The following is a 25,246-nucleotide window of genomic DNA, read 5'->3' as shown; positions in this document are numbered from 1 at the left end:
TAATAATATAATGAATAAACTATTTGAAATTATTTGTTCTAGAGTAATAAAGTTAATGTGTTTTTTAATAATAGGAGTAGTTTTTGTAGTTAACTTGTTCTGGGGAATTGATTTATTGGTTAAGAAGCACACTGAAAAGTTGATTTTTACAAAAAGAAATGCCATTGAATATCTTTTAGGAGTGATAATAGTTGCTATCGCCGTTTTATTGATATCTGAGTTCATTAGGCATTTGACGCGTAAAAATAAAAAGTTAGCTAATATTGTTGTGTTTTTTTCTGCAACAATCGTTTTTATCGAATCTGTGATATGGATGAAAAATGCAATGTTCTATCCAATAGCAGATCCATCGGCGGTATGGCAGGCAGCGACTCATATTGCTAAAGGAGAATTGGATAGTATTGATTATTTTTACTTTCAATTATGCCCACATCAAAGAGGCATGGTATTGATTATGCTTCCATTTGCATTTATTGGTAGAAATCATGTTAGAGGATGGATAGCGTATAAACTATTTAATTGCGTTTTGACTTTTGGTATTACTATGGTTGTGGCGCGAATATCTTTTGCTTTAAGAAAAAAAGAAGAAGACAAGTGTATGGGCGCAGTAATATGTATACTTTTTTTGCCTATTGCTATGTATGCTTCATATGTTTATGGCACTATCTGCAGTCTCTTTTTTCTTTTGACTGCGTTTTATTTTGGAATCTTTGTATTTTTGTCAAATCGTAAGTTTAGATATGCATTACTATCATTGTTTTGTATGTTTTTTTCAAATATATCATATTCTGGAGCAGCAATTGGAATAGTGGCAATAATTATTATTTTGTCTGTGCATTTGTTTTCTGATAAACAAGATGACAAAATTGCAAAGAAAAAGGAATTAATACTTATTGTTTTAAGTATTTTTGTTATGCTGTTTTCTGGAAGAATAGCTGGAAAAACGTTTGAAATAGTAACAGACTCTGAAACTAATCCGAACAGTATACCTATTAGTTGCTATCTTATGATGGGGTTAAACTCAGAAACTGAAATAGGTCCTGGTGGTTACGATGGTTCACACTTGCTTTGTTTATATGCTCATGAATGTGATAAGAAAAAAGCTGATAAAATTGGCATAGAAAAATCAAAAGAAGCTATAAAGAATTATATTCATAATCCCAAAAAGGCTGTGGGATTTTTCGGAAAAAAGATTATTTGGCAATGGGCAGATCCGACATTTGGAGCAGTGAGTCACTCCGTGTATATTAATGGTGTTGATGAAGTCCAGGTATCACCAAGATTTGTTGATTTTATTGCGGGAAATACTATGAAAATGATTTTGAGAATGTTAGGAGGGGTATGCGGAACTATATATTTACTCAATCTCATCTTTATAAGTGGCAAACTGATTAAAGAAAAAGAATACCATATAGGATATTTGGTATTAGGGATATTTTTTATAGGGGGATTTGTTTTCCAATTATTTTGGGAATCTAAATCAAGATATTGTTTTCCGTATATGGTTGCAATTATTCCATATGCATCAGTACAAGTAAACATGTTAAGAGGATGGATAAAAAAATGCTGTTACGCAGACAAAAAGAGAAAATTATAGTTGGATTTATACTTGCTTGTTTAGTATTTGGAATTGGATTGTATAAATATAATGTTCCAGGCCTGTATTTTGATTCTGCTATTATTGAATATTTGGCTTCGATAATCGTTTTTCCGGCAAACAGAAATATGCATATTACAATGCAATATAGCTTTTTACCTCTTTTAGGAAGCATTTATCATGGAACGTTAGCTATTTATCTTCAGATGCTTTTGCTTTTAATTACCAGAGGTGGAAGTTTATTTTTGATTAGATTTTCGCATCTGATATATATTTGGATTATATGTTTTTTTATCTACTTAATATTAAAAAAAACAACCAACATGACTATAGCAATAGTAATTAGCATTTTGGCTGCAAGTAATACTAATATTATTTTAGTATCACGTTCTCAGGTAGATATAATGCTTCCTGGAGTTATGTGTGTCATCATCGCATTATACATTTGGAAGAGCAGCAACGTAGAAAAGGTTGAAAAGTGGTGGAAAATAGGATTACTAAGCGGATTGGCTTTTTATGATTACTTTTCTTTTTTGTTTTTGGTCCCCATGTGGATAATTATCGTTGCTAGAGAGGATATCAAAATTAGAAATAAAGTTAATAAGATAAAATTTCTAGGAACAGAAAAGTACGTATTTGGTTTTACACTAGGCATTTTACCATATGTATGGGGATTTTCTGACAGTGTTTTGCATTACATATTTTCCGAGACTATGTGTAAGATTGTGCTATTATTGTTGATTGTCATATCTGTTATTTTTACGCTGATCCCATTGATAGTGAAGAAAGAGAAAATAGCATTTATTCGTAAAATTTACTTTTTATTAATAGTTATAGTTGGATGTGCTTGCTTGATAGGAAGTATCTTTGGTTTTGCTTATATTAAAAGTGCTATTAACAGATTTTCGTATATTAACGTATTGGGAAATAAGGTTACACTATTTCAAAAAATGACAACTTTCTGGCGATTGGTTTATATAGCATCATCAGGAATATGGACTTCGTATAATATTCTTGATCATAAAGGAATGGAAGAAATGTGGTTAGGTAAGGGTACTATAATTATCACAATTACATTTCTGACATTGTTAATAATTGATAAAATCATCAAATTTGGTAAGCAACATTTTAATGCCAAGGTTGTAACGATTAATAATGTGGAATTTTTTGAAATTTTTGGATTCTATATTTGCTACTATGTGTTTTCGTTAAAAATGATTTCAAGAATGACTCCTCAGCATGTAGAGGTATTTGAATGGCTGAATTTTTTACTTATAGGATTTGGTTTAAACGGGATTGTAAAAATATTATCTGTTTTAAAAGAAAACCAAAAAGTCTATAAGGCGACTATTGTTACTGTTGGTATCGCTTTATTCATTGTAAATATACAAGGAACACGGAAATTTACTAAAAGACTTGAGGAAATGGGTGGTGGACATGGTTATTTTTCAACAACAATGACAGAAGAAGCAATGGACTCAAAAAATACAGGTTATAAGTATATTTTCGCAGATTCGGGTTTTTTACCAACATTTATATACTTATCAAATAATAATATAGAGTATGAGATTGCTTATAGAAATACCGGATTGTTTGATGTTAATGAAGTAAGCAAATCACTAGTGGATGACTGGTTATCCAAAGGTAATAAAATATGCCTATTAAGTTGGGATAAAAAAAATATTGAGAAAATAGTTGAAAAGTTTGGTAAATACAACACTTCGACTATTGAGGAATGTTGCTCAAAGGATGGAGCAGTTGCATATTATAAGTGTTTTATTATAGGAAAATTTTAGCGTTGAGGTATCTTATACAACCAAATACGAATAGATTAGAATGCTTATCTAAACAAAAGTGAGGAAAAATGAAAAGTCAATTGAAGAATGTAGAAATAACCAGATTAGTTGGAATAATGTTGCTATGGACTATATTCAATATTGTTATTGTTCCAACAATCTGCATGTTTTTTGGACTTTCTATAAACAGATTTTCTTTGGTAATTGTTTTTATTTGTGAAGTCATTGAAGCAATAATAGCTCAAAAAAACATGCACTTGGATTTAAAAAAGCTAATAATAAGTGGAGCTTGGGTACTGTTTATCTTTACAGTTTCTGTATCACTATCAACATGTGTTTTTGATATGTCATGGGATGGAAACTCTTATCATAAAACTTGTACAGGTTTATTAAAATATGGTTGGAACCCGATATATGAGACTTTTGAAGAAGCCAACAATCGTTTAGGTTTTTTGATTGGAAAGGCAGATAAATGGCCAATTTTTTATACTCATTATCCAAAAGCTACTTGGATTTTTGGAGCTGTTGTTTATGCATTTACAGGAAATATAGAGAGTGGAAAATGCTACACAATGCTTGCAATGATAGCAGCAGTATTATTGGTATATGATTTTGTTAAAAAATATCTGAATAAGTCTTTTTTGAGTTTGATTTTTGCAGTATTATCTGTATGTAATCCAATCACTTTAGCTCAAGCGCAATCATATTATAATGATGCATTTATGTACTGCATGATTATTGTTGTAGTTTTGAATTTAGTTAAAATAATAGAGTCTAAGTCCTCCAATAATATTTCATGGATTATGGTAGGAGTAAGTGTCGCACTAATGATAAACTCTAAGTTTTCAGGAGTGATATTTGCTGCTATTTATTGTTGTGGTTTTTTGGCTGCTGACATATTCATAAATCATTTAGATTTGAGAAAAATTGTTGGAATTTTAGAAAAATATATCTGTGTTGGGATTTTGACATTTGGAATAGTGGGATCAACGACATATTGGCATAATACTTTTGTGCATCGTAATCCTTTTTACTCCATTACAGGTACTGATGGAATATCAGATGGAGTACTTCATACAAATGTTACACAATGGTTTGGATCATTGCCACATCCATTGCAGACTCTTTTTTCTCTTTTTTCTAAGTGTCAGAATACTATTGAAGTTGAACCTGTTTTGAAGGTTCCATTTACATTTAGTTTAGCAGAGATATCACAAAGTGCGTCATTTGTTGATACGCGAGTAGCTGGTTGGGGAATAATGTTCAGTGGTATATTCTTAGTGTCATTATTATACCTAGTATTTATGGTATATAAAAACAGAAACAATAGAATATATATAATAATAGGAATTTTGTCTCTTTTGACTTTGATTCAGATTGTAGTTGTTCCTGGATTGTCTGCGGCTAGATATTATCTTCATTTGTACTTTATTCCGATGGGAGCATTATTTTCTTGGATGTTTCAGTATGTAAACATGCAAGGGGTCAGAAAAAGAGATAGAATTATAAGTTTTATAGTTATTGGTTTGTTGGTGATAAACTGTGCTGGAACATTGTATGCAGATGTATGGAGATATAAAAAATCTAGTCAGGCATATTCTGAATTAAGCAATATGGAAAAAATGTCTGATTCAAGGAAAGTTAAAATTTGTTTACAAGCACCTGGAGGTTTTCATGGTTATATTTTTAATGTATTAGATACTGGAATAAAAGACTATGAAATTGTTAATGAGCCTGATTCAGAAGCAAAACTTATTTTAGCAGAGAGTACATGTGGATTATATTATTGGTATGAATAATCTTGTTTTTTACGGTATAATTATCATTATTTGAGAAAAACGATAGGAATGGAAATGTTTAGTAAAATACGTAAGTCCAAAGCATGGTATAAACTAGGTCTGATATATCTGGATCTAGGTTACATGCTTCTTAATACCTTTATCAATCATATACCGGCATGGTGGATTAGAAGACTTCTATATAAACTGTCCGGGCTAAAGATGGGCAGGAAATGCCGTATTGGATATGGGACAATCATAGTTCGTCCCCATAATATTACTCTAGGTGAAGGTTGCATTATCAATGAGTTTTGCTATCTTGACGGGCGAGGCGGAATAATAATAGAAGATAATTCATCTATATCCGTTTTTTCAAGGATCATATCTGCAAGTCACGATTTGCAGTCAGAAGATTTTGCATATCAGGATCACCAGATTAAAATACATGATCATGTTTTTCTTGGAGCAGGTGCAACTGTTCTGGAAGGTTCAGAACTTGATTCTGGCTGTGTAGTAGGAGCAGGTGCAGTTGCAAAAGGACATCTAGAGGCAAATACAATTTATTATGGAAATCCGCTTATTAAAGGGAAAAAGAGAGAAATATCCAATACATATGAATTGTATCATGAAGCTTTTTTTCGCTAAAATAGAAAGTTGAATAGATGAAAGTATTATTGATTGATGGTGGTGTTGAAGGCCATTTTGAAGTATATAGAAATACAATAATAGAAAACATATCGGCTGAATATATGTTGGTGCTGCCTGTAGAAGATGCAACAAAATACAATACTGCTGATAATGTCAAGAAGATTGGTATTCCGGAATTTTCTTACCAGACTTTATCCTTTGAAAATTATTTAATTGCGTTAAAGAAACTAAAGCATATTGTAAGAGAAGAAAAGCCTGATTTAATTCATTTTCTTGCAGGTGATTATCTAAATCTGTATGCCGGTTTCGGAATGCAATTTTTGAAAAGGTATAGGGTAATTGCCACATATCATCACGTAACGATGGATTATGATAGAAAGTGGTATAAACTGTTTATGCGCCTGTCAATGCTAAGAGTGTCCAGAATGCTGGATACAATAGTCGTACATTCTGATTATTTATGCTCTTTGCTTGGTAGTCAAGGAATAAAAAATGGTAAAGTAGTACATTATCCATCTTTTCTAAAAGCTGATGAAAGCGCCAAAAAAGATAGCGTATGTCCTCCGGAACTAAATGATTTTAATAAAAATACAAAGGTAATATTAGCTCTAGGGGCGACAAGACGTGATAAAGGTTTAGACATTTTGCTTAAAGCACTACAAAGTGTAAATTGCCCATTTCATCTTATTATTGCTGGAAAAGAGCAGGATATAGCCACAGATGAAATTATGGCGCTTAGCAGTAATTTTTCTAGGCAAATAACTATGATAATGCGATATATCTCAGATTCAGAGATGAGGTATTTAATACAGCATTGTGATATTGTGGCAGTTCCGTATAGACGTGAATTTAATGGTGCAAGCGGACCTATGATAGATGGAGTTGCATATGGTAAATGGATAATAGGACCTGATTGTGGAGAAATTGGGAATACGATAAGTAAATACCATTTGGGAGAAGTGTTTCAGGCAGAAAACGTGCAGGATCTTTCAAAGAAAATGCAGAAACTTCTGCTGAAAGATTATGAATATGATGATATGGCAAAAGCATATGTGGAAAAATTGAGTAGACAGCGATTTGTTAAGGGATATATGATGATTTATTTTTGTTAGAACAATATTGCGATATGTGATAAAATTGTTTTTGTTTATACAGATATTGTAATTATAATGTTTGGATTATAGTGTTAAAGTTAATATGCTAGATATAATAAATACTGATTATATTTTTTGATGGGAGCCACTTTGGATAAAAATGTTTATTGTACCTTATTTGATAGTAATTACTTAGATAAGGGATTGGTATTAATTAAATCATTAGAAAAAAACGCCAAAAAGTTTCGGTTGTATGTTTTGGCCATGGATGATAGATGTGAAAAAGTTCTTAAAGACATTGACTTTGAAAACGTAATAGTGGTTTCACTGTGTGATTTTGAAGATGAGGTTATGTTAAAGGTAAAGTCAAATCGATCAAGAGCAGAATATAACTGGACTTGTTCAGCTTGCTTTTTGGACTATGTATTTACTGTTTATAATGAAGGATATTGTACATATATTGATGCTGATATGTATTTTTATTGTGATCCTATTGTTTTAATTAATGAAATGATAGCAAACAATAAAAGTGTACAGATTATAGAACACAGATTTTCCAATAGTTTTTATGGCTACTATAGCGAGAAAAATTCGGGAAAATATTGTGTGGAGTTTAATACTTTCTGCAATGATACATTTGGAAGGAAGGTATTGAAAGAATGGAAGAAACAAGTACTTAATTCTTGCAAAGCTGCAGATAATGGAAAAACGTTTGGAGATCAAATGTATTTAAATGAATGGTTGGAGAAATATGATTGTGTTCATGTACTTGAACATCCCGGTGCAGGACTAGCTTTATGGAACCTAGATCGCTATAAATTGATATCAAAAAATGATGATGATATTCAGATAAAGATGGATGATAAAGTTAGTACAAATGTTGTTTTTTACCATTACCATAACATTTGTTATTTAAATGAAAAAACGGTGGATATAGGTGTTGCAGCGTCTCATTGGAGAGTGGATCATAAGCTTGTTAAAGCACTATATAATGAATATCTTTTAAAGCTGAATCATGAAAAAGAGTTTGTTTTAAAAGAATACGGATTTTATCCTATGATTATCAAACATCCAGCATTATCAGAAGAGATTGAACCTGTAAATCTAAGTTTGAAAGATAAAATATATAATTATTCTGTGGATTTGGATAGAAGAATAAAGAAATATTTAAATGGAAAAAAAGATATAATTCATATTGGATAAATAAATATAGTACTATGGTTTGATTGCAATAAGTATTTATATTTATCAATGATATATGGAGTTTTTACCATGAATAAAGTTGGAAATATAAAAAAGAATAAAATTTTTGAAAAAGATGATATTTGCGCTCCAGTTTGTTTGTTTACCTACAAACGGATTGATTCATTAAAAAAAGTAGTTGATAATCTAAAGAAATGTTCTCTATCTGAGAAAACTAGGCTTTATATATTTTCTGATGGAGCAAGAGATGAATCTGATTTAGCCGAAGTGGAAGCAACAAGATCATTTATTCATAGCATTGATGGATTTAAAGACATTATTATTATTGAAAGGGATAATAATATAGGCTTAGCAGAGAATATTATGGGTGGCGTTACTAATGTTATCAATAAGCATAAAAAGGTAATTGTGCTTGAAGATGATATAGTGCCAAACAAGTTTTTTCTAGAATATATGAATGAAGCCTTGATACGGTATGCTGATCAGCAGAAAGTGATGGAGATATGTGGATGTTCGCTTCCTACTGATAAAGATAAGGCATTTTTACCTCAAACATTTTTATTACCTTGGGGAGGATGCTGGGGATGGGCTACTTGGTTTGATAGATGGCAGTATTTTGAAAGAAATCCTCAGAAATTTGTTTCACAGATGACTGATGAAGATATTTATAAGCTTGATCGAAATGGAACTGATCTTATTTGGCAGCAAGTATTGGATAATGCCAGTGGAAAAAAGAAAACTTGGGCGGTTTTTTGGGAATTGGCAATATATCTACACAATGGACTAGTACTATATCCTAATGTAGATATGTGTAAAAATATTGGCTTTGATGGAACGGGAGAGAATTGTCCTATAGATATTCGTTTTCCAAAGAAAAAGTTAAAAGATCAGCAAATTACAGAATTTGCCAATGAAATAAAAGAAAACAAAGAAGCTATGGAACTAGTAATGAAGTATTCAAAAAAAATAAACAGGCCTCTTTCATTTTGGCAAAAAAGTTATTATATTCTGTTCATAGAAAATAAAAAAACAGTATTTAGAAATGTTGTAAAGAAGCTATTTGATATAGAACTGTAGTTTTTATGCTAGTTTATCGTAAATGTAGCAATAATATATAAAGTGTGTTAATATACTTTGTAGATTTGCTAATAGAATACTAATTAGGAACCAAAGGATGAATAAAGATATTAAGGTAAGTATTATTGTTCCAGTGTATAATGTTAGGAACTATGTAGGAGAATGTTTGGATAGTCTTGAAAAACAGACTTTTAAGGAATTTGAAGTATTGATTGTGAATGATGGTTCTACAGACAATTCTGACGACATAGTAAAAGAGTATTGTGATAAAAATGATAATTTTATTCTTATAAATCGTAAAAATGGAGGGCTTTCAGCAGCAAGAAATACTGGATTGGAGCATGCTAAAGGTAAGTATGTTTATTTTCTTGACAGCGATGATTTTCTAAAAAAAGATGCAATAGAAAGACTATACAGAAAATCTGAAGAAGAAAATTTAGACCAGTTACGTTTTGTTGCATATTCATTTGAAGATGGAACTAGTGATTATCAGTGGACTAGAGAAGCAGGTGGATATAAATATAATGGTTGTTACCCGGATGTCATGAAGGGAACAGATTTTTATCGCAAAGCGTTGGATAACAATGATTATTTTCCAAGTTGTTGTTTGATATTTATCAAAAGAAGTGTTATTGAAGACAACAACTTGCGTTTTTATGAAGGAATAATACACGAAGATAATTTATTTAATTTCGAGCTTACATCTGTTTGTCAACGTGTGGCACTTTTGCATGAACCGCTGTATTACAGAAGAGTAAGATCAAATTCAATTACAACAAATAATAATTTGCTTCCAAAGAATAAAGCAATGTGCATAAGTATAGAAGAAACAGATAGATTTATAGAGTGTCATCAAGAGATAAAAGATATGTATGGAATTTGGCAGCTCTCTTTTTTTGTGAGCATGATGATTCATCATTGGAAGCAAATGAACAAGGCTGATCAAGAATCTAAGGAGTCAAAAGAATATTTTGAAAGAATAAGGCCTATATTAAAAAAATATAGAATAGGGGGAATATCTTTAAAGCTGTTTTATACTAATTACCATTTATATGAATTCTATAATGTTGTAATTGGTATGTTTTATAAGATTATACATAGAAAAAATGGACAATAAGAGAGTATCTATAGTACTCCCAGTATATAATGGTGCGGAGCATGTTTCTTGTACATTTCAGAAATTGCAAAGAAGGTTGGAGCGTACGATGCCAATCTTTTTTGGCGGAAGATTATGACTATTGGATGCGAATTTATAGATATGGTAAAGTGATACATATTACTGACAATTTATATTTATATAGAAGACGCATAAGGGGCAGTATATCACAAAAAATAGGAAGTACATTTTTTAATACATTGTAGATTGAAAGGAACAAGTTAGTAATACATGGAGCAATATACTACACATATTAAAGCCAAAACAGGGTGGTTTGATATTGATTTAAAAGAACTTTTTAGATATAAAGATCTTATTTGGCTTTTCTTTAAAAGAAATTATACGACGATTTATAAGCAGACAATACTTGGTCCGTTATGGTTAATATTCAAACCATTAATTTCTGTACTACTATATGCATTTGTCTTTGGAAACTTAGCTGGTTTGTCAACAAGCGGTGTTCCGCAGTTTGTATTTTACCTTTGCAGTAATGCACTATGGACATTTTTTGCTACAAGCCTTACACAGACATCTAGTACATTTACTGCAAATGCTGCAATAATGGGTAAAGTATACTTTCCTAGACTAGTAATGCCGATTTCATCTGTACTTACCGGCATGTTGGATTTAGGAATACAATTGGCAATGCTGGTAATTGCAATTGCATATTATAGTTTTAATGGATATAATTTTGGACTTGGATGGTCACTTTTATTGGTGCCTGTTCTTATATTTCAGGCTGGATTATTTGGACTTGGATGTGGAATTATCATAGCTTCTCTTACTACCAAGTATAGAGATTTGGTAGTTCTTGTAGGTTTCGGTGTTCAGCTTTGGATGTATGCAACACCTGTAGTGTATACAACCGAGATAATTCCTCGGAAATACTTATCAGTATACATGCTTAATGCCATGACTCCGATAATAGAGTGCTTTAGAAGTGTACTTCTAGGTACTAAAACACTTGCATGGCATTATTGGGGACTAAGTTGGATAGTAACTCTTATTGTTTTAACTTTAGGAGTACTTTTATTTAGTAAGATTGAAAAAACATTTATGGATACGGTATAAGAAATGTCAGATACAGCAATAAAGATAGAAAATTTAAGAAAACAGTATAAGCTTGGTGCAATAGGTGGTCAGACTCTAAATGCCGAGCTTCAGTCATGGTGGGCAAGAGTTAGAGGAAAAGAAGACCCAAATATGAAGATTGGACAGAGTGCAGAACACTTTGGAGAGTCATTTTGGGCTCTTGATGGTATCAATCTTGAGATAAAAAAGGGCGAGGCTGTAGGTATTATAGGCGGAAATGGCGCAGGTAAATCTACACTTCTCAAAATTCTTTCCAGAGTTACAGCTCCTACAGAAGGCGATATTTGGATTGATGGACGAATTGCTTCAATGCTTGAAGTTGGTACAGGATTCCATGGGGAACTTACAGGTAGAGAAAACATATATATGAATGGCGCTATCCTAGGAATGACCAGAAAAGAAGTTGATGAAAAGATTGAATCTATCATCGACTTTTCGGAGTGCAGACAGTTCATAGATACACCTGTAAAACGATACTCTTCAGGTATGTATGTCAAGCTTGCCTTTGCCGTGGCATCACACCTTGATGCGGAAATCATGGTCATGGATGAAGTGCTTGCTGTTGGTGATATGAAGTTCCAAAAGAAATGTCTTGGAAAGATGGGCGATGAGGCCAAAGGTGGAAAGACAGTATTATATGTAAGTCATAATATGGCCACTATAAGAAATTTATGTACTAGATGTATTGTCCTTGAAAAAGGAAAAATGATTTTTGATGGTGATGTTGAGAAGGCTATAGACATATATATGAATAGTCATTCATCTGATTTAAAAACAGAGTATGATTTGAGTACATTTAAGCGTGTGTCCGCTGACTTGGGAAGAAAGGCTAGATTTAAGTCAATATCAATTTTAGATAGAGGGATGGCAAGATTTCGTACCGATGAAAAAATGTTATTGGATTTTAAATGGACAGCCCATGAAAATATTGACAATGTGCTAATAGATTTATCTTTAAAATACGCAGATGGAAGTGCAGTTGGATATACAGATTGTCGGACAATGCTCAAAGATTATTCGGCTGGAGATTACGAGACAAAGTTAGAGTATGATATTTCAAACTTAGCTGAAGGGATTTATATTGCCTATTTTCATTTATCTGAAATTAATGAGAGCAATGAGCTTAGGGATCTTGACCAAGCAGATCAGATTTTCTTCGAAATTGTGAATGATTCTATGGAAAAGACTAATTGGCAGAGACAGTATTGGGGCTCCGTAAGGTTGCCGCAATTGAGGGAGGTATAGCCACATGAAAATTCTATATTTTAATAATTGCTGGTTCACAAATGTTGGTGAAGCCTTTATTGATATAGGAGGAATGGAATTAACTAAAAGAATATTTGGTGACGACTGCCATATGGCATGCCTATCTGCGATGACTAATTATTATGTAAACAATGCCCCTATTGGTAAGAGAAGAATACTAAGTAAGGATGTGCCTACCAAGCCTATTATATTTAAGATGTCTGATTATCTAAATGCTGATTATGTTGTTATTCCTGGTATGGTTGGAACGCAAGAATTCTTGAATGCACCTTCAAGAAAAATGATTGACAAATTAGCTGAAAAGGGCTGTAGACCAGTATTTCTAGGTTTGGGGGGGAGAAGTATAACCATGATGAAATAAAGGCCCTAAGGGCATATTTTAAGCAAATAAAGCCGGCGTTAATCATAAGTAGAGATGATGATGTGTATAAACAATATAAGGATGTTGCCCCATGTGTAAAAGGAGTAGACTGTGCATTTTGGACAGTGGATGTTTTTGATCCTAGAGGATTTGCAGATAGTGATTATGACGTTGTTACTTTTAATCGTTCTGAAGAGCCTGAAATATTTAAGGATGCAAACAATGTAGTCCGCCCTTGGCATATGCAATATCAATATAGAAAAGAATATAGTAATGAAACTATATTGATATCTGATACACCATACGACTATTTGACAGTATATGCGAATGCTCGAACTGTATATACAGATTTGGTACACGCAACAATAGTCTCGTTAATGTATGGAACACCGGTTAAATATTGGGAAAATGGGAAAAGATATAAATGCTTTTATGCATTGGAAAATCTCGAAAAAACAAATGACATATTAAAAGTTTCAGAAGAATCTCTCTATATACAAAAAAATAGAATAGTTGATGAGGCTAAAAATATTATAAGGATTAAGTGATGAGAAAGATTGGAATATTAACTTTTTGGGGTGTGCCAAATTATGGAGCATTTGCACAAGCGTATGCCCTGAATAAATTGTTGAAAAATAATTACAACAAATATGAAGTAAAGCATTTAGCATATCTTCATCAGAGGCATCAGGATTTATATTTTAAGAAAAATAGACCAAGAGTTTCATCTGTAAAATGTCTGGTATCACCATATTTTTACAAAGAGTGCTTGAAATATTGTGTTAATCCAAAAAGAAGCTATCCAGGATTTGAACAAGATTGGAATTCTATCGATCATATAGAGTTAAGTGATGAAAAAACTTTAGAAAACAGTTATTTCGATGTTATAGTAACCGGAAGCGATGCAATATGGGAGTACTCTATTCCTGAGTTTGGCGACGATATTCATTTGATTGGAAATAAACTTAATTGCAATAAATTGGTTTCTTATGCAGCAAGTTTCGGGGATATGAATCCTGATGATACATTTAAACCGTTTATAAAAAATGGATTGGATTCCTATGACGATATTTCTGTAAGAGATGAAAACTCAAAAACTATTGTGATGTCACTTCTAGGCAAAGATTGCGCAAAACTTGTGTTAGATCCAACGCTTGTATATGACTTTAAGTCAGATAAGGATATCCCTAAAAGTAAATATGAGAATTATATTCTTGTTTATGGAAATGATTTTCCAAAAGAGTTAATAGATAGTGTTGTTGGATATGCTAAGGATAAAGGGCTTACTGTTATTGGGGCAGGAATAGCGCCGGACTGGTGTGATATTAGGCTTACAGATATTGGCCCAAAAGCATGGATAGGGATGTTTAGAGACGCAGAGTTCGTGGTGACATGCACATTTCATGGATTGATGTTTAGTATCAATTTTGAGAAGAAGATAGTCTTTAATCAGGTTGCATACGTAAAGAATAGATCAACAACTTTATTACAAGAATTAGGATTATATGATTTGTATAAAAGCGGAACGAATTTGGACTCAGCGTTGAATTTTGACTGGAACTATGAAGAGATTAATAAGAGATTATTTGAAATGCGTAAAGAGTCGCTTGCTTTTATAAGAGGTATAGGCGGTAATGAATAACGTATGTGCCAATTGGGATGAAAAGTGTTCTGGTTGCGGAATATGCGAAAGTGCATGTCCAACAGGTGCGATTTCGATACATTTAAAGAATGGTTTCTTTAGACCTAAAGTAGATGAAACTTGTGTTGAGTGTGGAAAGTGTTTAAGAATTTGCCCTGGAAATCTCAATAATGACGTAATAAGCTATCAAAGTTTTAAATATAGGATTTACGGGCATTCTAATAGCACGGTTGTGAGAAAAGAGGCTGCTTCAGGTGCAATAACAACCGAATTATTGAAATACATGCTAGATAATGATGTTGTAGATTACGTTATTACAGCTGGAATATATCAAAATGACAAAGATTTGGGATATAGCTTAATTGATAAGAAGAATTCTTCTCTGCTATATAATCATTCTGGAAGTAACTATTGTCCTGCAAATATTGGAAGATCTATCAAGGAAATAAAACAAAATGAGGGAAGATATGTGATAGTATGTTTGCCTTGTCTTTCCAGAGGAATTAGTAAACTTCTGAAAGAAGATCAGGTGCTGAATAGTAGAATTAAATACGTGATTACTTTGATGTGTAATCATGTACCAAGCTATGAGGCAACAGATTATCTTCTTGAAAAATATAAAATTAAAAATCCTAAAATGATTAAGTATAGAGGAAATGGATGGTTTGGAAATTTCAGGGCCTATGATGACATAGAGAATGGAACTGAAATTTTTTCAGTTCCATTCTCTGAATACTTTAGTACAAAGTATTCAGAGTATTTTTGGCAAAAAGCATGTGTGAATTGCATTGATCATTTTGGGATTAATTCAGATGCATGTATGGGTGATGCAGATTTTGTTAAATATCATAGTGACAGTGAGAATGATGGCGAAACAATGGTGTTTTCAAATAATCAGGAAATAATCACTATGATTGAGGCAATGGAAAGCAAGGGGTTAATAAGTGTGTTTAGAGATATTGAAGCGTCTGATTTGGAATGGATATATGGTCCTCTTGCAAAGGAAAATCGGGCTTGTGAATTGAATACAAGAAGCGGTGCAAGAAAAATATTGCATGAAGAAATGATAGAGAGAAGAATCAGACAATTTAAAACTTTTTTATGCCTGCCTAAGAGACTACTGATGAGAATGATAAGGAGTAGATAAACAAATGAATGCCAACAAGGTAGAAAATTTTAGAAAAGCAATAAAGTGGATTGAAAATCAAACTATTAACGGAAACGGTATCACCGTAACTTCTAAAGAGCCTTATATCTATCCAGAGGTGACAGGATACTATATTCCTTCACTTCTTCAGTGGGGAGAACGTGACTTAGCAATAGCATATGCAAAGTATTTATGTTCAATACAGAAGGATGATGGTTCATGGTACGATAGTAGAGATGTAGCCCCATATGTTTTTGATTCAGCACAGATTTTAAAAGGTCTTGTAGCTATAAGAGATATTTTACCGGCTGTTGATGAGCATATTATTAAGGGCTGTGATTGGATTCTTTCTAATATGCAGACAGATGGTCGACTTACCACACCAAGTAAAGATGCATGGGGGAATAACGAGGACTTTTGCTCAGAACTTATCCATATCTATTGTTTGTCACCTATTAGAGAAGCAGGAAATATTTTTAATAAGCCGGAATATTTGGAAGCAGTAGATAAGATTCTTGAATATTACAAGACAAATAAGCTTGATAGAATCAAGAATTTTAGCTTATTGTCTCATTTTTATGCATACGTTATGGAAGGGTTATATGACCTTGGAGAAGTAGAGCTCTGTCGTGAATCGATGAATAGACTTGAGCAGTATCGTACATCAAAGGGTGCTATACCAGGTCTTAATGATGTTCCGTGGGTATGCTCAACAGGATGTTTTCAGTTAGCTATTGTATGGTACAAGCTTGGGGAATTAGAAAAAGGTAATTCATTATTTTACTATGCGCTTGAATTACAAAATGAGTCTGGTGGATGGTATGGAAGTTATCCTGCACCAGGCTTTATAGCTAAGTTTTATAGAGGACGAAAGAAACCATATTATTTTCCTGAAGCGGAAATAAGTTGGGCTGTAAAGTACTTCTTAGATGCATTGGCATTAAAAGAGAAGCTCGAGTTTGAGAAACAAGCATCATCTTTCATGGATAACATTGATAAAAATGATGGAAGGTACGTGCTTGTAAATGAAACAATTGAGTCCGCAGCAGTACAAAATAATAAACTACAAGTTTGCGATATAGGCTGTGGCAAGGGAAGATATCTTAAAAGACTTGCAGAAGATTGTCCTAATAATGATTATTATGCATCTGATATATCAGAGCATGTGATGTCTGCTGTTAATGTTGTAAAGGAAAAGCGCCTCGGAAGTATGACCAACATTTCCTATGAGGACAATAGATTTGATATTGTGTATGCCTGTGAGAGTTTTGAACATGCTATCAGTTTAAAGGCAGCTTTCAAGGAAATGTATAGAATTACAAAGTCTGGTGGAAAGATATTAATCATTGATAAACCGCTGGAAAAATTGGGGCAGTTAGAGATATATGAGTGGGAACAGTGGATTTCAGATGAAGATATGGAGTCCTTTGCAGCAGAATGTGGTGGAACTATAGAGATTGTAAAATCTGTTCCTTATGAAAACAAGGATGACGGATTATTCAGAGCTTGGATAATCACAAAAGGATAAATAGAACAAGTATGAAAGTTTTTGTAGTGTTTGGAACAAGACCAGAGGCAATAAAGATGTGCCCTCTGGTTTTGAAATTAAAAGAAGAAAGAAATATAGAGTGTGTAGTTTGTCTTACAGGTCAGCATAAAGAGATGCTTAAGCAGGTTATGGATGCTTTTGATGTTCAGGAAGATTATAACTTGGAAATCATGAAGGATAGACAGACTCTTACGACTATTACAACATCTATACTTGAAAAGATTGAGCCCGTGTTACAGAAGGAAAAGCCTGATGTGGTTTTAGTACATGGTGATACTACTACATCTTATGCCGCAGCTTTGGCTGCGTTTTATCAGCAGATTCCAGTTGGACATGTTGAAGCGGGGCTGCGAACAGGCAATATCTATTCTCCATTCCCAGAGGAAATGAATAGGCTTCTGACTGACAGAATAAGCACTATGTTTTTTGCTCCGACAGAGGATAATAAGAAGAATCTGTCAAGTGAAGGAATAAATAATAATGTCTTTGTTACAGGCAACACAGTAATAGATGCGTTCCAATATACAGTCAAATCGGATTACAAGTTTTCAGATGAAGCTTTGAATACGTTGGACTTTAGCTCGAGTAGGGTTATAACACTGACTGCCCATAGAAGAGAAAATCTTGGACAGCCATTAAGAAATATTTGCAATGCTGTAAAAAAAATTGCAGTGGAGTATGCGGATGTTACTTTTGTATATCCAGTACATTTGAATCCGGCAGTTAGAGATGTTGTATTTGATGTGCTTGGCAATGTTTCTAATATAAAGCTTATTGATCCTGTTGATGTTTTGGACATGCATAATCTGTTAGCACGCAGCTTTATGATTATGACAGATTCTGGAGGACTTCAGGAGGAAGCTCCACACTTTGGGAAGCCTGTTCTTGTACTAAGAACAGAGACAGAACGACCTGAGGCTGTAGAAGCTGGAACTGTCAAGGTTGTTGGTGTTGAAGAAAATGATATTTACGAATCAGCTAAGAAACTCTTAGATGATTCTGATGCATATGAAAATATGGCGCATGCGATAAATCCGTATGGTGATGGACGTGCAAGTGAGAGAATAGTGGAGGCGCTTTTAAGTAGATGATTTCTAATAAGCAAATAGTTAATGAATGTAGAAAATTAGCATATACAAATTCTGCGTCTCTTGATAAAGATGTCTATGAAGCTACTTCTTTTGAATTAAGAGATATGTGGGGAAAATATGGCACAGCAAAAGTATTAGCAGCACTTTCTATCACATGGTCTTTCGATAAAGCCGTATCTTTTTTCTCTAGAATACAAACTGCAGTTCGGGGGGGGCAGAGGCCTAGAACTATAGCAACAATCTACCATAGAGGTTATAACGGTGGCGTAGAGCGTGTAAACGCCGAGCTTATGACTCTGTGGGTAGAGATGGGCTATAATGTAGTTTTCTTTACAGGGGAAGAAGAGAATCCCTTGGATTATCCTTATCCTGATTCTGTGAAAAGGATTGTTATATCTGGAAGCAATATGTTTGAACGGTTAGAACAGCTTCAAACATATTGTCTATCTGAGCAAGTTGATCTGCTCGTATATCATGATTGGACAAATCAAAACTTCATATGGGAATGCATGCTCATGAAAATGATGAAGATAGCTGTTGTGCTATATTGCCATGGGCATTTTTCGTGGTGCTTTGGTAGTGGAAAGATGGCACTCTATCAGCCAGAAGCGTTTAAACTGGCTGACATTGTTGTGTCGTTGTCTGACACAAATGCTAGATTCTATCAGCTATGTGGATGCAATTCTTATGCAGTTCATAACCCTGTTCCGGCAGATCTTAAATCTAGTACACCAGGCAAAGATAGGCTTAGAAAGCACATTTTGCTCATAGGTCGAATCTCAAACGAGAAATATCCTATGGAAGCAATGCAGATATTTAAGGCAGTTCATGCAAAAATGCCTGATGCGGTACTTGATATTGTCGGAGATGGAGATGAAGCTTTGATAGGTGAGATGAAGGCTTATGCATCTGACAACAATCTATCAGCATCTATTGTATTTCATGGCAAGAAGTCTGTGGATGAGATTACGGAGTTCTATCAATCTTGTGGAGTAATGCTATTTACCTCGAAAATGGAAGGCTATCCAATGGTGGTTCTGGAAGCTAAAGCATATGGCATACCGCTTGTAATGTATGACATGCCGTTTCTATCACTTACAAAGGATGGCCTTGGCGTGCTAACAGCACAAGCTGGGGATGTTGCTGGTATGGCAGAGAACCTCGTAAGAGTTTTGTCTGACGCTGGGCTATATACTCAGCTGGAGAAGGATGCAAGGAGGAGTTTTGACAATCTCTTAGCTATAGATTATAGAAAGGTATGGGAAGATATCATAGCTATCGTGTGCGAGGGGAAAACCATAGAAGATAGGGCATATTATAAGGCTAAGGATATGAATGATACTGACAGAAATATTATGCCTGTTCTTATAGAGAAAATGAAGTTGGGGTATGACAATACTTTAAATAATAGTTTCGACTATAAAGTGGGACAACGGGTTTTAGGGGCTCCTAGATATGCAAAGAAAGTATTAAAAGCGGTGAAAGGATTCTTATCATGACAAAGATAGAAAAGATGGATTTGCCACTGCTTTCGGTGGTTGTGCCGGTTTATGGTGTTGAAGAATATTTAAGAGAATGCATCGATAGCATAATAAATCAGGTATATAAAAACTTGGAAATAATACTTGTTGATGATGGCTCGAAGGGACAAGAGGGCATAATTTGCGATGAATATGCTGCTATAGACAGTAGAGTGAAAGTTATACATAAGCAAAATGCTGGACTAATTGCGGCCAGAAAAACGGGTATTAAAGAGGCTACAGCTGAGTATATTGCATTTGTTGACGGTGACGATTTCATTTCTGCTGATTATTATTCAAAAATGATGGAAATAGTTGTTGCAGAGAAACCTGATCTAGTGGCAGTTAGTTTTACACAGTATTACTCAAAAGATAAGTGCGAAATAATACAACAGCACATGGAATCAGGGATATACTCAGGAGAAAATCTATGCGGTCTTTTTGAAAATGTTAATTGTAAGAACGAGAGGTGGTATGATTTCTCTGTTTTTCCATCTACCTGTATGAAAATATATAAGACAAGTAAACTTAAAGAACATGCACTTAGTATTCCTGAAAACATAAGAATTGGTGAAGACTCCGCATTTTCTTATCCCTATATATTATCTTGTCAAAAGGTTGTTGTGGATAATAGTATTACAGGATACTATTACCGAGTTGTTGAGACATCTATGGTCAGAAATAGAGACAAAAAACAAGCATTGGAAATAGATGAATTATACAATTTTTTAAAACCATTCTATGAAAAAACTAATAACGAAAAAATATGCCGTCAATTGGATATTTATCGGATATATCTTTTGAATGTAATCCTGGAATGGATGATGAGAGACGTAAAGTTCGGCGAAGTTCACAGCCGGAGTAAGGATATCAAAGATATGGCATTAGCAACAGGGGTATTTGAGGATGTAAATCTAGATGGCTTTTTGTTGCCTCAGCCTTTAGGAAAGAGTTTGTTATTTATTTCTGGGCATAATTGGTCAATGCTAGAGGCAGAATGGATTAACACATTAGTAAAAACAAAAATAAATGTATTACTGAGAAAGGTTTTGAGACATTGATGAAGAAAGTTAGTATAGTGCTTCCTGTATATAATGGGGAAGGTAGCATTGATGACGCAATTAAAAGTGTTGTAAATCAGACTTATAATAATATTGAGCTTATTATTGTCAATGACTGCTCCACCGATAATACAAAGTCAATAATGGAAAACTGGGCTAGAAGAGATAATCGTATTAGAGTTGTAAATAATGGGACTAACCAGAAATTGCCACGGTCGTTAAATAATGGTTTTGCAATGGCTACTGGTGAATATTTAACATGGACATCTGACGATAATAAATATCATCCAGATGCCATAGAAACTATGGTTAAATATCTTGATGATAACCCTCAGGTTGATTTTGTATATACTGATTTTTCTATAGTAAACATGGATGGAAGTCTAAGAGAAGAGATGAAGAAGCCTGAGCCAGATGAAATGGTATATATAAATCCAGTTGGGGCATGTTTTCTGTACAAGAAGGAATTGGCTGATAGGATAGGGGTATATGATCCAGATATGTTCTTAGCAGAAGATTATGAATACTGGATTCGCGCCTATTTGGACGGAAATATGGTCCACCTTAAAAAAAATTTGTATGACTATGGTTGGCATGACAAGAGCCTGACTGCTACAAGGAGAAATGAAATAAGATTACAAACCTACAGGGCAAAGGCTGCACATGAAGAGGAATTGATTGCTTACTGCAATAATCAGAATGATAGAAATACCTTTTATTGGGAGCAATTAAGTCTTATAGATGATAAAAAAATGTATAATAGTGTGAGAAGAGGCTATTATTTAAAGGACAAAGGATTTAAGAGCAAAGATTTAATGAGGCGTTTTAAGAGTTCTTTTTATAGAATTATAACTGCGCCTAAATCAATAGTAGAAAAAGGGTATCATAAGATTTTTATAGAAAGCAGCTTGCAGAAATAATAGAGGATTATGATTCGGATTTGTTTTTGGCAGAAGACTATGAATACTGAATAAAGGCATACTTGAATGGTGAGTTGCACCATATTCCTAAGGTACTGTATAACTATGGTAAACCTAAAAGTCTGCGCCTAGGATAGTTAGCATTAATATGAGAAACTCTAAAAAGACGAAAAAACTAGTAGTTTTTTAGAGAAGGCTAACTAAAGTGTACCCCATGTCAAGTACAAATTAAGCTATAGGTATATATATATTTACAGCACATATTATATATATCAAACATTCCCAAGAGGATACACTCCTGTGGTAATGTAATTGTAATATTCATTTGGAGATAACTTTGCTAACTGCCACTGATATCTTTCGTTGTTATAGTAGTCCATCCAATCATCTATGATTGCTTTCACTTCTCTATATTTTTGACATTCCGACAGATCTATCTCATCTTTCATGTGCCCAAAGAAACTTTCCTGTGGAGCATTATCCCAACAATTGGCCTTCCTAGACATCGATTGCCTAAGCCCCTTGTCTTTAACCAGCTTGGTAAAACTAATACTTGTATAATGACAGCCTTGGTCCGAATTATGCCGAATTCGGGATAATTCGGATCAAGGTAGTCAGTTTACATCGAAAGATTTTACCGAGTTTTGTGAGCACCTTGGAATATCTCAAAGCATGAGCAAAGCGGGCTATCCTTATGATAACGCACCGATGGAGCGGTATTTCAATACATTAAAAAATGACCTAATCAACCATCACTACTATCATGCGGAAGAAGAACTCTACAACGCCGTAGAAGACTATGCGTACGTTGAATACAACCATTCTCGCCCGCATTCTTATAACAATTATAAAACGCCTTTTGAGGCGCGCTACGAGGTTCTATAGCCTTGTGGCGGCTATTAGGCTACGCCGTTACAAAAAAGCTTGACCACAACATATTATGCTAACGAGAAAGGTCTACAACAGTATATGGAAACTGGGATATAATATATGTATTAAGTAAGAGAGAACATGCAACAAGATATTCTTATCAGTTCCCGATTGGTCAGGTTATGCCTATTATAATGGATGAGTACTTTGAGGCGCTTTATGAGGAAATGCCCAAGATAATAGTAATTGACCCTGGATATACTGATGATTTTATTATTAGGTTCTTAGATGAAAACAATTATCTGCTAGTATGGCGTGTAGATGATGAGAATATTTATAGTGCTGGCATTTATATGCAATAGATCGGCAAACTTAATAACAAGGCGATTGGTGCCAGAGTGTCGTATCTTTATTCCAGAGGATATGGATTGTTGTAGTATGGCTGTGATTAATAGCCTTTCGGAATTGAAGGGTATTTTCTTAACTGTTTAGGACCTAGACGATCACATTTGGAGAGAAACTGTCAAAAGAAGAGATCTTTGCTGGCTTGGACGAATGCTTGGTTGAAATACAGCAGTTTGAGGCGGATCTTAAGGAGAAGCTGGGGTAAGCTTGGCCAACATAGAATAGACACTACTACGTAAAGGAGAGATGAGTTTATGTCATTAGATTTGGTAAAGGAGATTTTTAGCGCATTGCCTGATTGTAAGGAATGGCATGCACATTTACTCAGCTTTGCTCATTCAAAACGTCATGGTACGACATATAATTGTAGAAGAATTGAATTAGAACCTTCTGAAAGACTGAGTGTTCTAATTCAAGACATTTCATCCGGCTATACTGGCGAAGAGAAGAATAATTTGAATAAGTATGTGGATGTTCGTGAGTACGACGGTACTTGCAATTCCACAACAATTTATAGGATCAGTGAAGATAATCCCGATATAGAAATTGATTTGGATGCACTCCTCCAAGGAATAGCAGATTCCGACACGGAAGCAGATCCGCTCAGTTTGAAAGCTCAGGCATATGTCCTTTGCGGGAACATGAGGTGCAACGGTGAAGAACATCAGATTAAATTGATATCGATGAATACACCGATAACAACGTTAAAGAATCGGTTTTGGCATGATAAAGGCAAGTTTTGGGAAATTCCTGATAAGGTTTTAAACCTTCGTACTTCCATGAATGTCATCATATATGACCGGACAGTTTATTTCTTGGACATGTCTGGAGAAACACTGTTCAATATGGAACGCGCCTATAAACTTAAGTGCAGTGAAGCTATTGATGAGATAGAAGAGATGAAAATTATTTCTGATCCAGATATGTTTCGTAGCACTGCTTCTTCAGGACAAAATCCAAGACGTTTTGCAGCTTTCAGTAAATCAAAGCTACAGCTTTTAACAAAAAAGAAAAATCGAGAGAAAGCTGCAAAATACTTCAAGATTCCGTTGACGGAAGATAAGCGGTTTGACACATCACAGAAGGTTGATGCCGAAAATCTTGTAAAGGTTCTTTGCGGTAAAGCTATGTGGGATGTCCTGGAAGAAGTTCCGGTGGAGGTTGACGAATCGAAAGACTAGGTAAGCAGAAGGAGATAGGAAATGTCGGTTTTTATTTCTTTTAGCATGTACTTCCTGTCGTTTTTGCCGTTGTGGATTACCGTTATATTCGTTGATATCAAGAGTCTGGTGGATGGTGGCGACGACAAATGGATGGAGATAATCGGTATCACAGGAATCCTTTTGGGACTACTGATTTCAGCGATTATACTCTTTGGAAAATTTTTTGTATCAGATGATGAGAAGTACACGCTGACAATACAAGATGCGAAAGAAAGCAAGATCTAGTAGATTTAGTCAAGAAAGTCAGTTTTTAGTCAAGGAATTAGTCAAAGAAAAACGGTTATGAAGTCAAGAAGGATTCTAGAAAGCTTGTATTTCTGGGATCCTTCTTGACTAAAATAGGATACGGGATTTTAAAATTTAGTTAAAGCGTAAGCGTCAAATAATCCGCCCACCTGTAAAATAAACGCCGCAGTTTATTTGCGGCGTGGTTTACGGCAGTTATCAGGTAATGTCTTGGACTATGGTATAAATGATCCAGACATGCCGTATCTATATTTCCATTCTCGTCACGGAGCTTTGGTAGCTCTGTAAGGAGGTGATCTACGTAATAATAGGAGCTCAGATTATTTAATCTGGCAGTGCTTCATCATATGTGAGCCCACACTCCTTACACCTGTTTAAGATTTCGCCAACGGTTGTTTTGGAACATTCAACTGCCGCTGCTATGTCGCGAAGGTTAAGCTCCATTTCCCGCAGACGAAGGATTTCAGTGATTTTCATTGGTTCAAGACACCTCATTTCATACCC

At 34.2% G+C, this 25,246-nt stretch carries 24 protein-coding genes and 1 pseudogene; 23 read left to right on the top strand and 2 right to left on the bottom strand.

Annotation, left to right across the window (positions count from 1 at the left end; genetic code table 11):
- The first annotated feature begins 10 nt into the window (after nucleotides 1-10).
- The 19 genes from G634_RS0100785 to G634_RS17415 all read left to right on the top strand — a co-directional run bounded on the left by G634_RS0100785 (nucleotide 11) and on the right by G634_RS17415 (nucleotide 21,998).
- Nucleotides 11-1,597 carry a hypothetical protein gene (locus G634_RS0100785; RefSeq protein WP_026503689.1) on the top strand — a complete coding sequence of 529 codons (1,587 nt, stop codon included), beginning with the start codon at nucleotides 11-13 and terminating at the stop codon, nucleotides 1,595-1,597.
- Nucleotides 1,552-3,393: a glycosyltransferase family 39 protein gene (locus tag G634_RS0100780; RefSeq protein WP_026503688.1), complete on the top strand. Its 1,842-nt coding sequence runs from the start codon at nucleotides 1,552-1,554 to the stop codon at nucleotides 3,391-3,393. Before G634_RS0100785 ends, G634_RS0100780 begins: the two co-directional genes overlap by 46 nt.
- A 68-nt stretch (nucleotides 3,394-3,461) precedes the next feature.
- Nucleotides 3,462-5,192: a glycosyltransferase family 39 protein gene (locus G634_RS0100775; RefSeq protein WP_026503687.1), complete on the top strand. Its 1,731-nt coding sequence runs from the start codon at nucleotides 3,462-3,464 to the stop codon at nucleotides 5,190-5,192.
- A 54-nt stretch (nucleotides 5,193-5,246) separates the two neighbouring features.
- Nucleotides 5,247-5,816: an acyltransferase gene (locus tag G634_RS0100770; protein WP_196805266.1), complete on the top strand. Its 570-nt coding sequence runs from the start codon at nucleotides 5,247-5,249 to the stop codon at nucleotides 5,814-5,816.
- A gap of 17 nt (nucleotides 5,817-5,833) precedes the next feature.
- A complete protein-coding gene (locus G634_RS19970) occupies nucleotides 5,834-6,931 on the top strand; it encodes a glycosyltransferase family 4 protein (RefSeq protein ID WP_026503685.1) in 1,098 nt (365 codons plus the stop codon).
- 132 nt (nucleotides 6,932-7,063) lie between these two features.
- Nucleotides 7,064-8,116: a hypothetical protein gene (locus G634_RS17450; protein ID WP_051233590.1), complete on the top strand. Its 1,053-nt coding sequence runs from the start codon at nucleotides 7,064-7,066 to the stop codon at nucleotides 8,114-8,116.
- 69 nt (nucleotides 8,117-8,185) lie between these two features.
- On the top strand, nucleotides 8,186-9,193 hold the full coding sequence (locus tag G634_RS17445) for a glycosyltransferase (protein ID WP_051233589.1): 1,008 nt from the start codon (nucleotides 8,186-8,188) through the stop codon (nucleotides 9,191-9,193).
- Between the two features lie 97 nt (nucleotides 9,194-9,290).
- The gene (locus tag G634_RS17440; RefSeq protein ID WP_051233588.1) at nucleotides 9,291-10,310 is read left to right on the top strand and encodes a glycosyltransferase; all 1,020 of its coding nucleotides are present in this window, start codon (nucleotides 9,291-9,293) and stop codon (nucleotides 10,308-10,310) included.
- A 270-nt stretch (nucleotides 10,311-10,580) separates the two neighbouring features.
- Nucleotides 10,581-11,420 (top strand): ABC transporter permease, encoded by an 840-nt coding sequence (locus G634_RS0100740; RefSeq protein ID WP_026503684.1) that lies wholly within the window; start codon nucleotides 10,581-10,583, stop codon nucleotides 11,418-11,420.
- Nucleotides 11,421-11,423: 3 nt separating this feature from the next.
- A complete protein-coding gene (locus tag G634_RS0100735) occupies nucleotides 11,424-12,686 on the top strand; it encodes an ABC transporter ATP-binding protein (RefSeq protein WP_026503683.1) in 1,263 nt (420 codons plus the stop codon).
- Nucleotides 12,687-12,690: 4 nt separating this feature from the next.
- Nucleotides 12,691-13,068, top strand: coding sequence for a hypothetical protein (locus G634_RS19965; RefSeq protein ID WP_051233587.1), 378 nt, complete (start codon nucleotides 12,691-12,693; stop codon nucleotides 13,066-13,068).
- 62 nt (nucleotides 13,069-13,130) lie between these two features.
- Nucleotides 13,131-13,616: a polysaccharide pyruvyl transferase family protein gene (locus G634_RS19960; RefSeq protein ID WP_051233586.1), complete on the top strand. Its 486-nt coding sequence runs from the start codon at nucleotides 13,131-13,133 to the stop codon at nucleotides 13,614-13,616.
- A complete protein-coding gene (locus G634_RS0100725) occupies nucleotides 13,616-14,710 on the top strand; it encodes a polysaccharide pyruvyl transferase family protein (protein ID WP_026503682.1) in 1,095 nt (364 codons plus the stop codon). Before G634_RS19960 ends, G634_RS0100725 begins: the two co-directional genes overlap by 1 nt.
- Nucleotides 14,703-15,857: a Coenzyme F420 hydrogenase/dehydrogenase, beta subunit C-terminal domain gene (locus tag G634_RS0100720; protein WP_026503681.1), complete on the top strand. Its 1,155-nt coding sequence runs from the start codon at nucleotides 14,703-14,705 to the stop codon at nucleotides 15,855-15,857. Before G634_RS0100725 ends, G634_RS0100720 begins: the two co-directional genes overlap by 8 nt.
- A 4-nt stretch (nucleotides 15,858-15,861) precedes the next feature.
- A complete protein-coding gene (locus G634_RS17430) occupies nucleotides 15,862-17,385 on the top strand; it encodes a class I SAM-dependent methyltransferase (protein WP_081676396.1) in 1,524 nt (507 codons plus the stop codon).
- An 11-nt stretch (nucleotides 17,386-17,396) separates the two neighbouring features.
- A complete protein-coding gene (gene wecB, locus G634_RS0100710) occupies nucleotides 17,397-18,497 on the top strand; it encodes a non-hydrolyzing UDP-N-acetylglucosamine 2-epimerase (protein ID WP_026503680.1) in 1,101 nt (366 codons plus the stop codon).
- Nucleotides 18,494-19,996, top strand: a complete 1,503-nt coding sequence (locus G634_RS0100705) for a glycosyltransferase family 4 protein (protein ID WP_026503679.1) — start codon at nucleotides 18,494-18,496, stop codon at nucleotides 19,994-19,996. The genes wecB and G634_RS0100705 overlap by 4 nt, the downstream gene beginning before the upstream one ends.
- Entirely contained in the window at nucleotides 19,993-21,078 is a 1,086-nt protein-coding gene (locus G634_RS19955) for a glycosyltransferase family 2 protein (protein ID WP_051233585.1), read from the top strand. Before G634_RS0100705 ends, G634_RS19955 begins: the two co-directional genes overlap by 4 nt.
- Entirely contained in the window at nucleotides 21,078-21,998 is a 921-nt protein-coding gene (locus G634_RS17415; protein ID WP_051233584.1) for a glycosyltransferase family 2 protein, read from the top strand. Before G634_RS19955 ends, G634_RS17415 begins: the two co-directional genes overlap by 1 nt.
- Nucleotides 21,999-22,270: 272 nt before the next feature.
- On the opposite strand, the gene G634_RS17410 is transcribed toward G634_RS17415, so the two are convergent.
- Nucleotides 22,271-22,534, bottom strand: a complete 264-nt coding sequence (locus tag G634_RS17410) for an IS3 family transposase (protein ID WP_256379353.1) — start codon at nucleotides 22,532-22,534, stop codon at nucleotides 22,271-22,273.
- Between the two features lie 61 nt (nucleotides 22,535-22,595).
- On the opposite strand from G634_RS17410, the pseudogene G634_RS20670 reads away from it, so the two are divergent.
- From G634_RS20670 to G634_RS0100675, 4 genes and pseudogenes are all read left to right on the top strand, one after another.
- A pseudogene (locus tag G634_RS20670) lies at nucleotides 22,596-22,883 on the top strand (transposase); the annotation flags it as partial.
- Nucleotides 22,884-23,050: 167 nt separating this feature from the next.
- The gene (locus tag G634_RS0100685; RefSeq protein WP_026503677.1) at nucleotides 23,051-23,230 is read left to right on the top strand and encodes a hypothetical protein; all 180 of its coding nucleotides are present in this window, start codon (nucleotides 23,051-23,053) and stop codon (nucleotides 23,228-23,230) included.
- Between the two features lie 297 nt (nucleotides 23,231-23,527).
- Nucleotides 23,528-24,454 (top strand): Kiwa anti-phage protein KwaB-like domain-containing protein, encoded by a 927-nt coding sequence (locus G634_RS0100680; protein ID WP_026503676.1) that lies wholly within the window; start codon nucleotides 23,528-23,530, stop codon nucleotides 24,452-24,454.
- A gap of 21 nt (nucleotides 24,455-24,475) precedes the next feature.
- A complete protein-coding gene (locus tag G634_RS0100675) occupies nucleotides 24,476-24,721 on the top strand; it encodes a hypothetical protein (RefSeq protein ID WP_026503675.1) in 246 nt (81 codons plus the stop codon).
- 345 nt (nucleotides 24,722-25,066) lie between these two features.
- Here the strand turns inward: G634_RS0100675 and G634_RS21045 are convergent, their stop codons facing one another.
- Entirely contained in the window at nucleotides 25,067-25,237 is a 171-nt protein-coding gene (locus G634_RS21045; RefSeq protein ID WP_155830472.1) for a hypothetical protein, read from the bottom strand.
- Nucleotides 25,238-25,246: the final 9 nt, after the last annotated feature.

Origin of the sequence: Butyrivibrio sp. NC3005 (genome assembly GCF_000424545.1) — a bacterium.
In the GTDB taxonomy this organism is placed as follows: domain Bacteria; phylum Bacillota; class Clostridia; order Lachnospirales; family Lachnospiraceae; genus Butyrivibrio.
The sequence above is the reverse complement of the archived record's forward strand: the minus strand, read 5'-3'. Positions and strand labels throughout refer to the sequence as shown.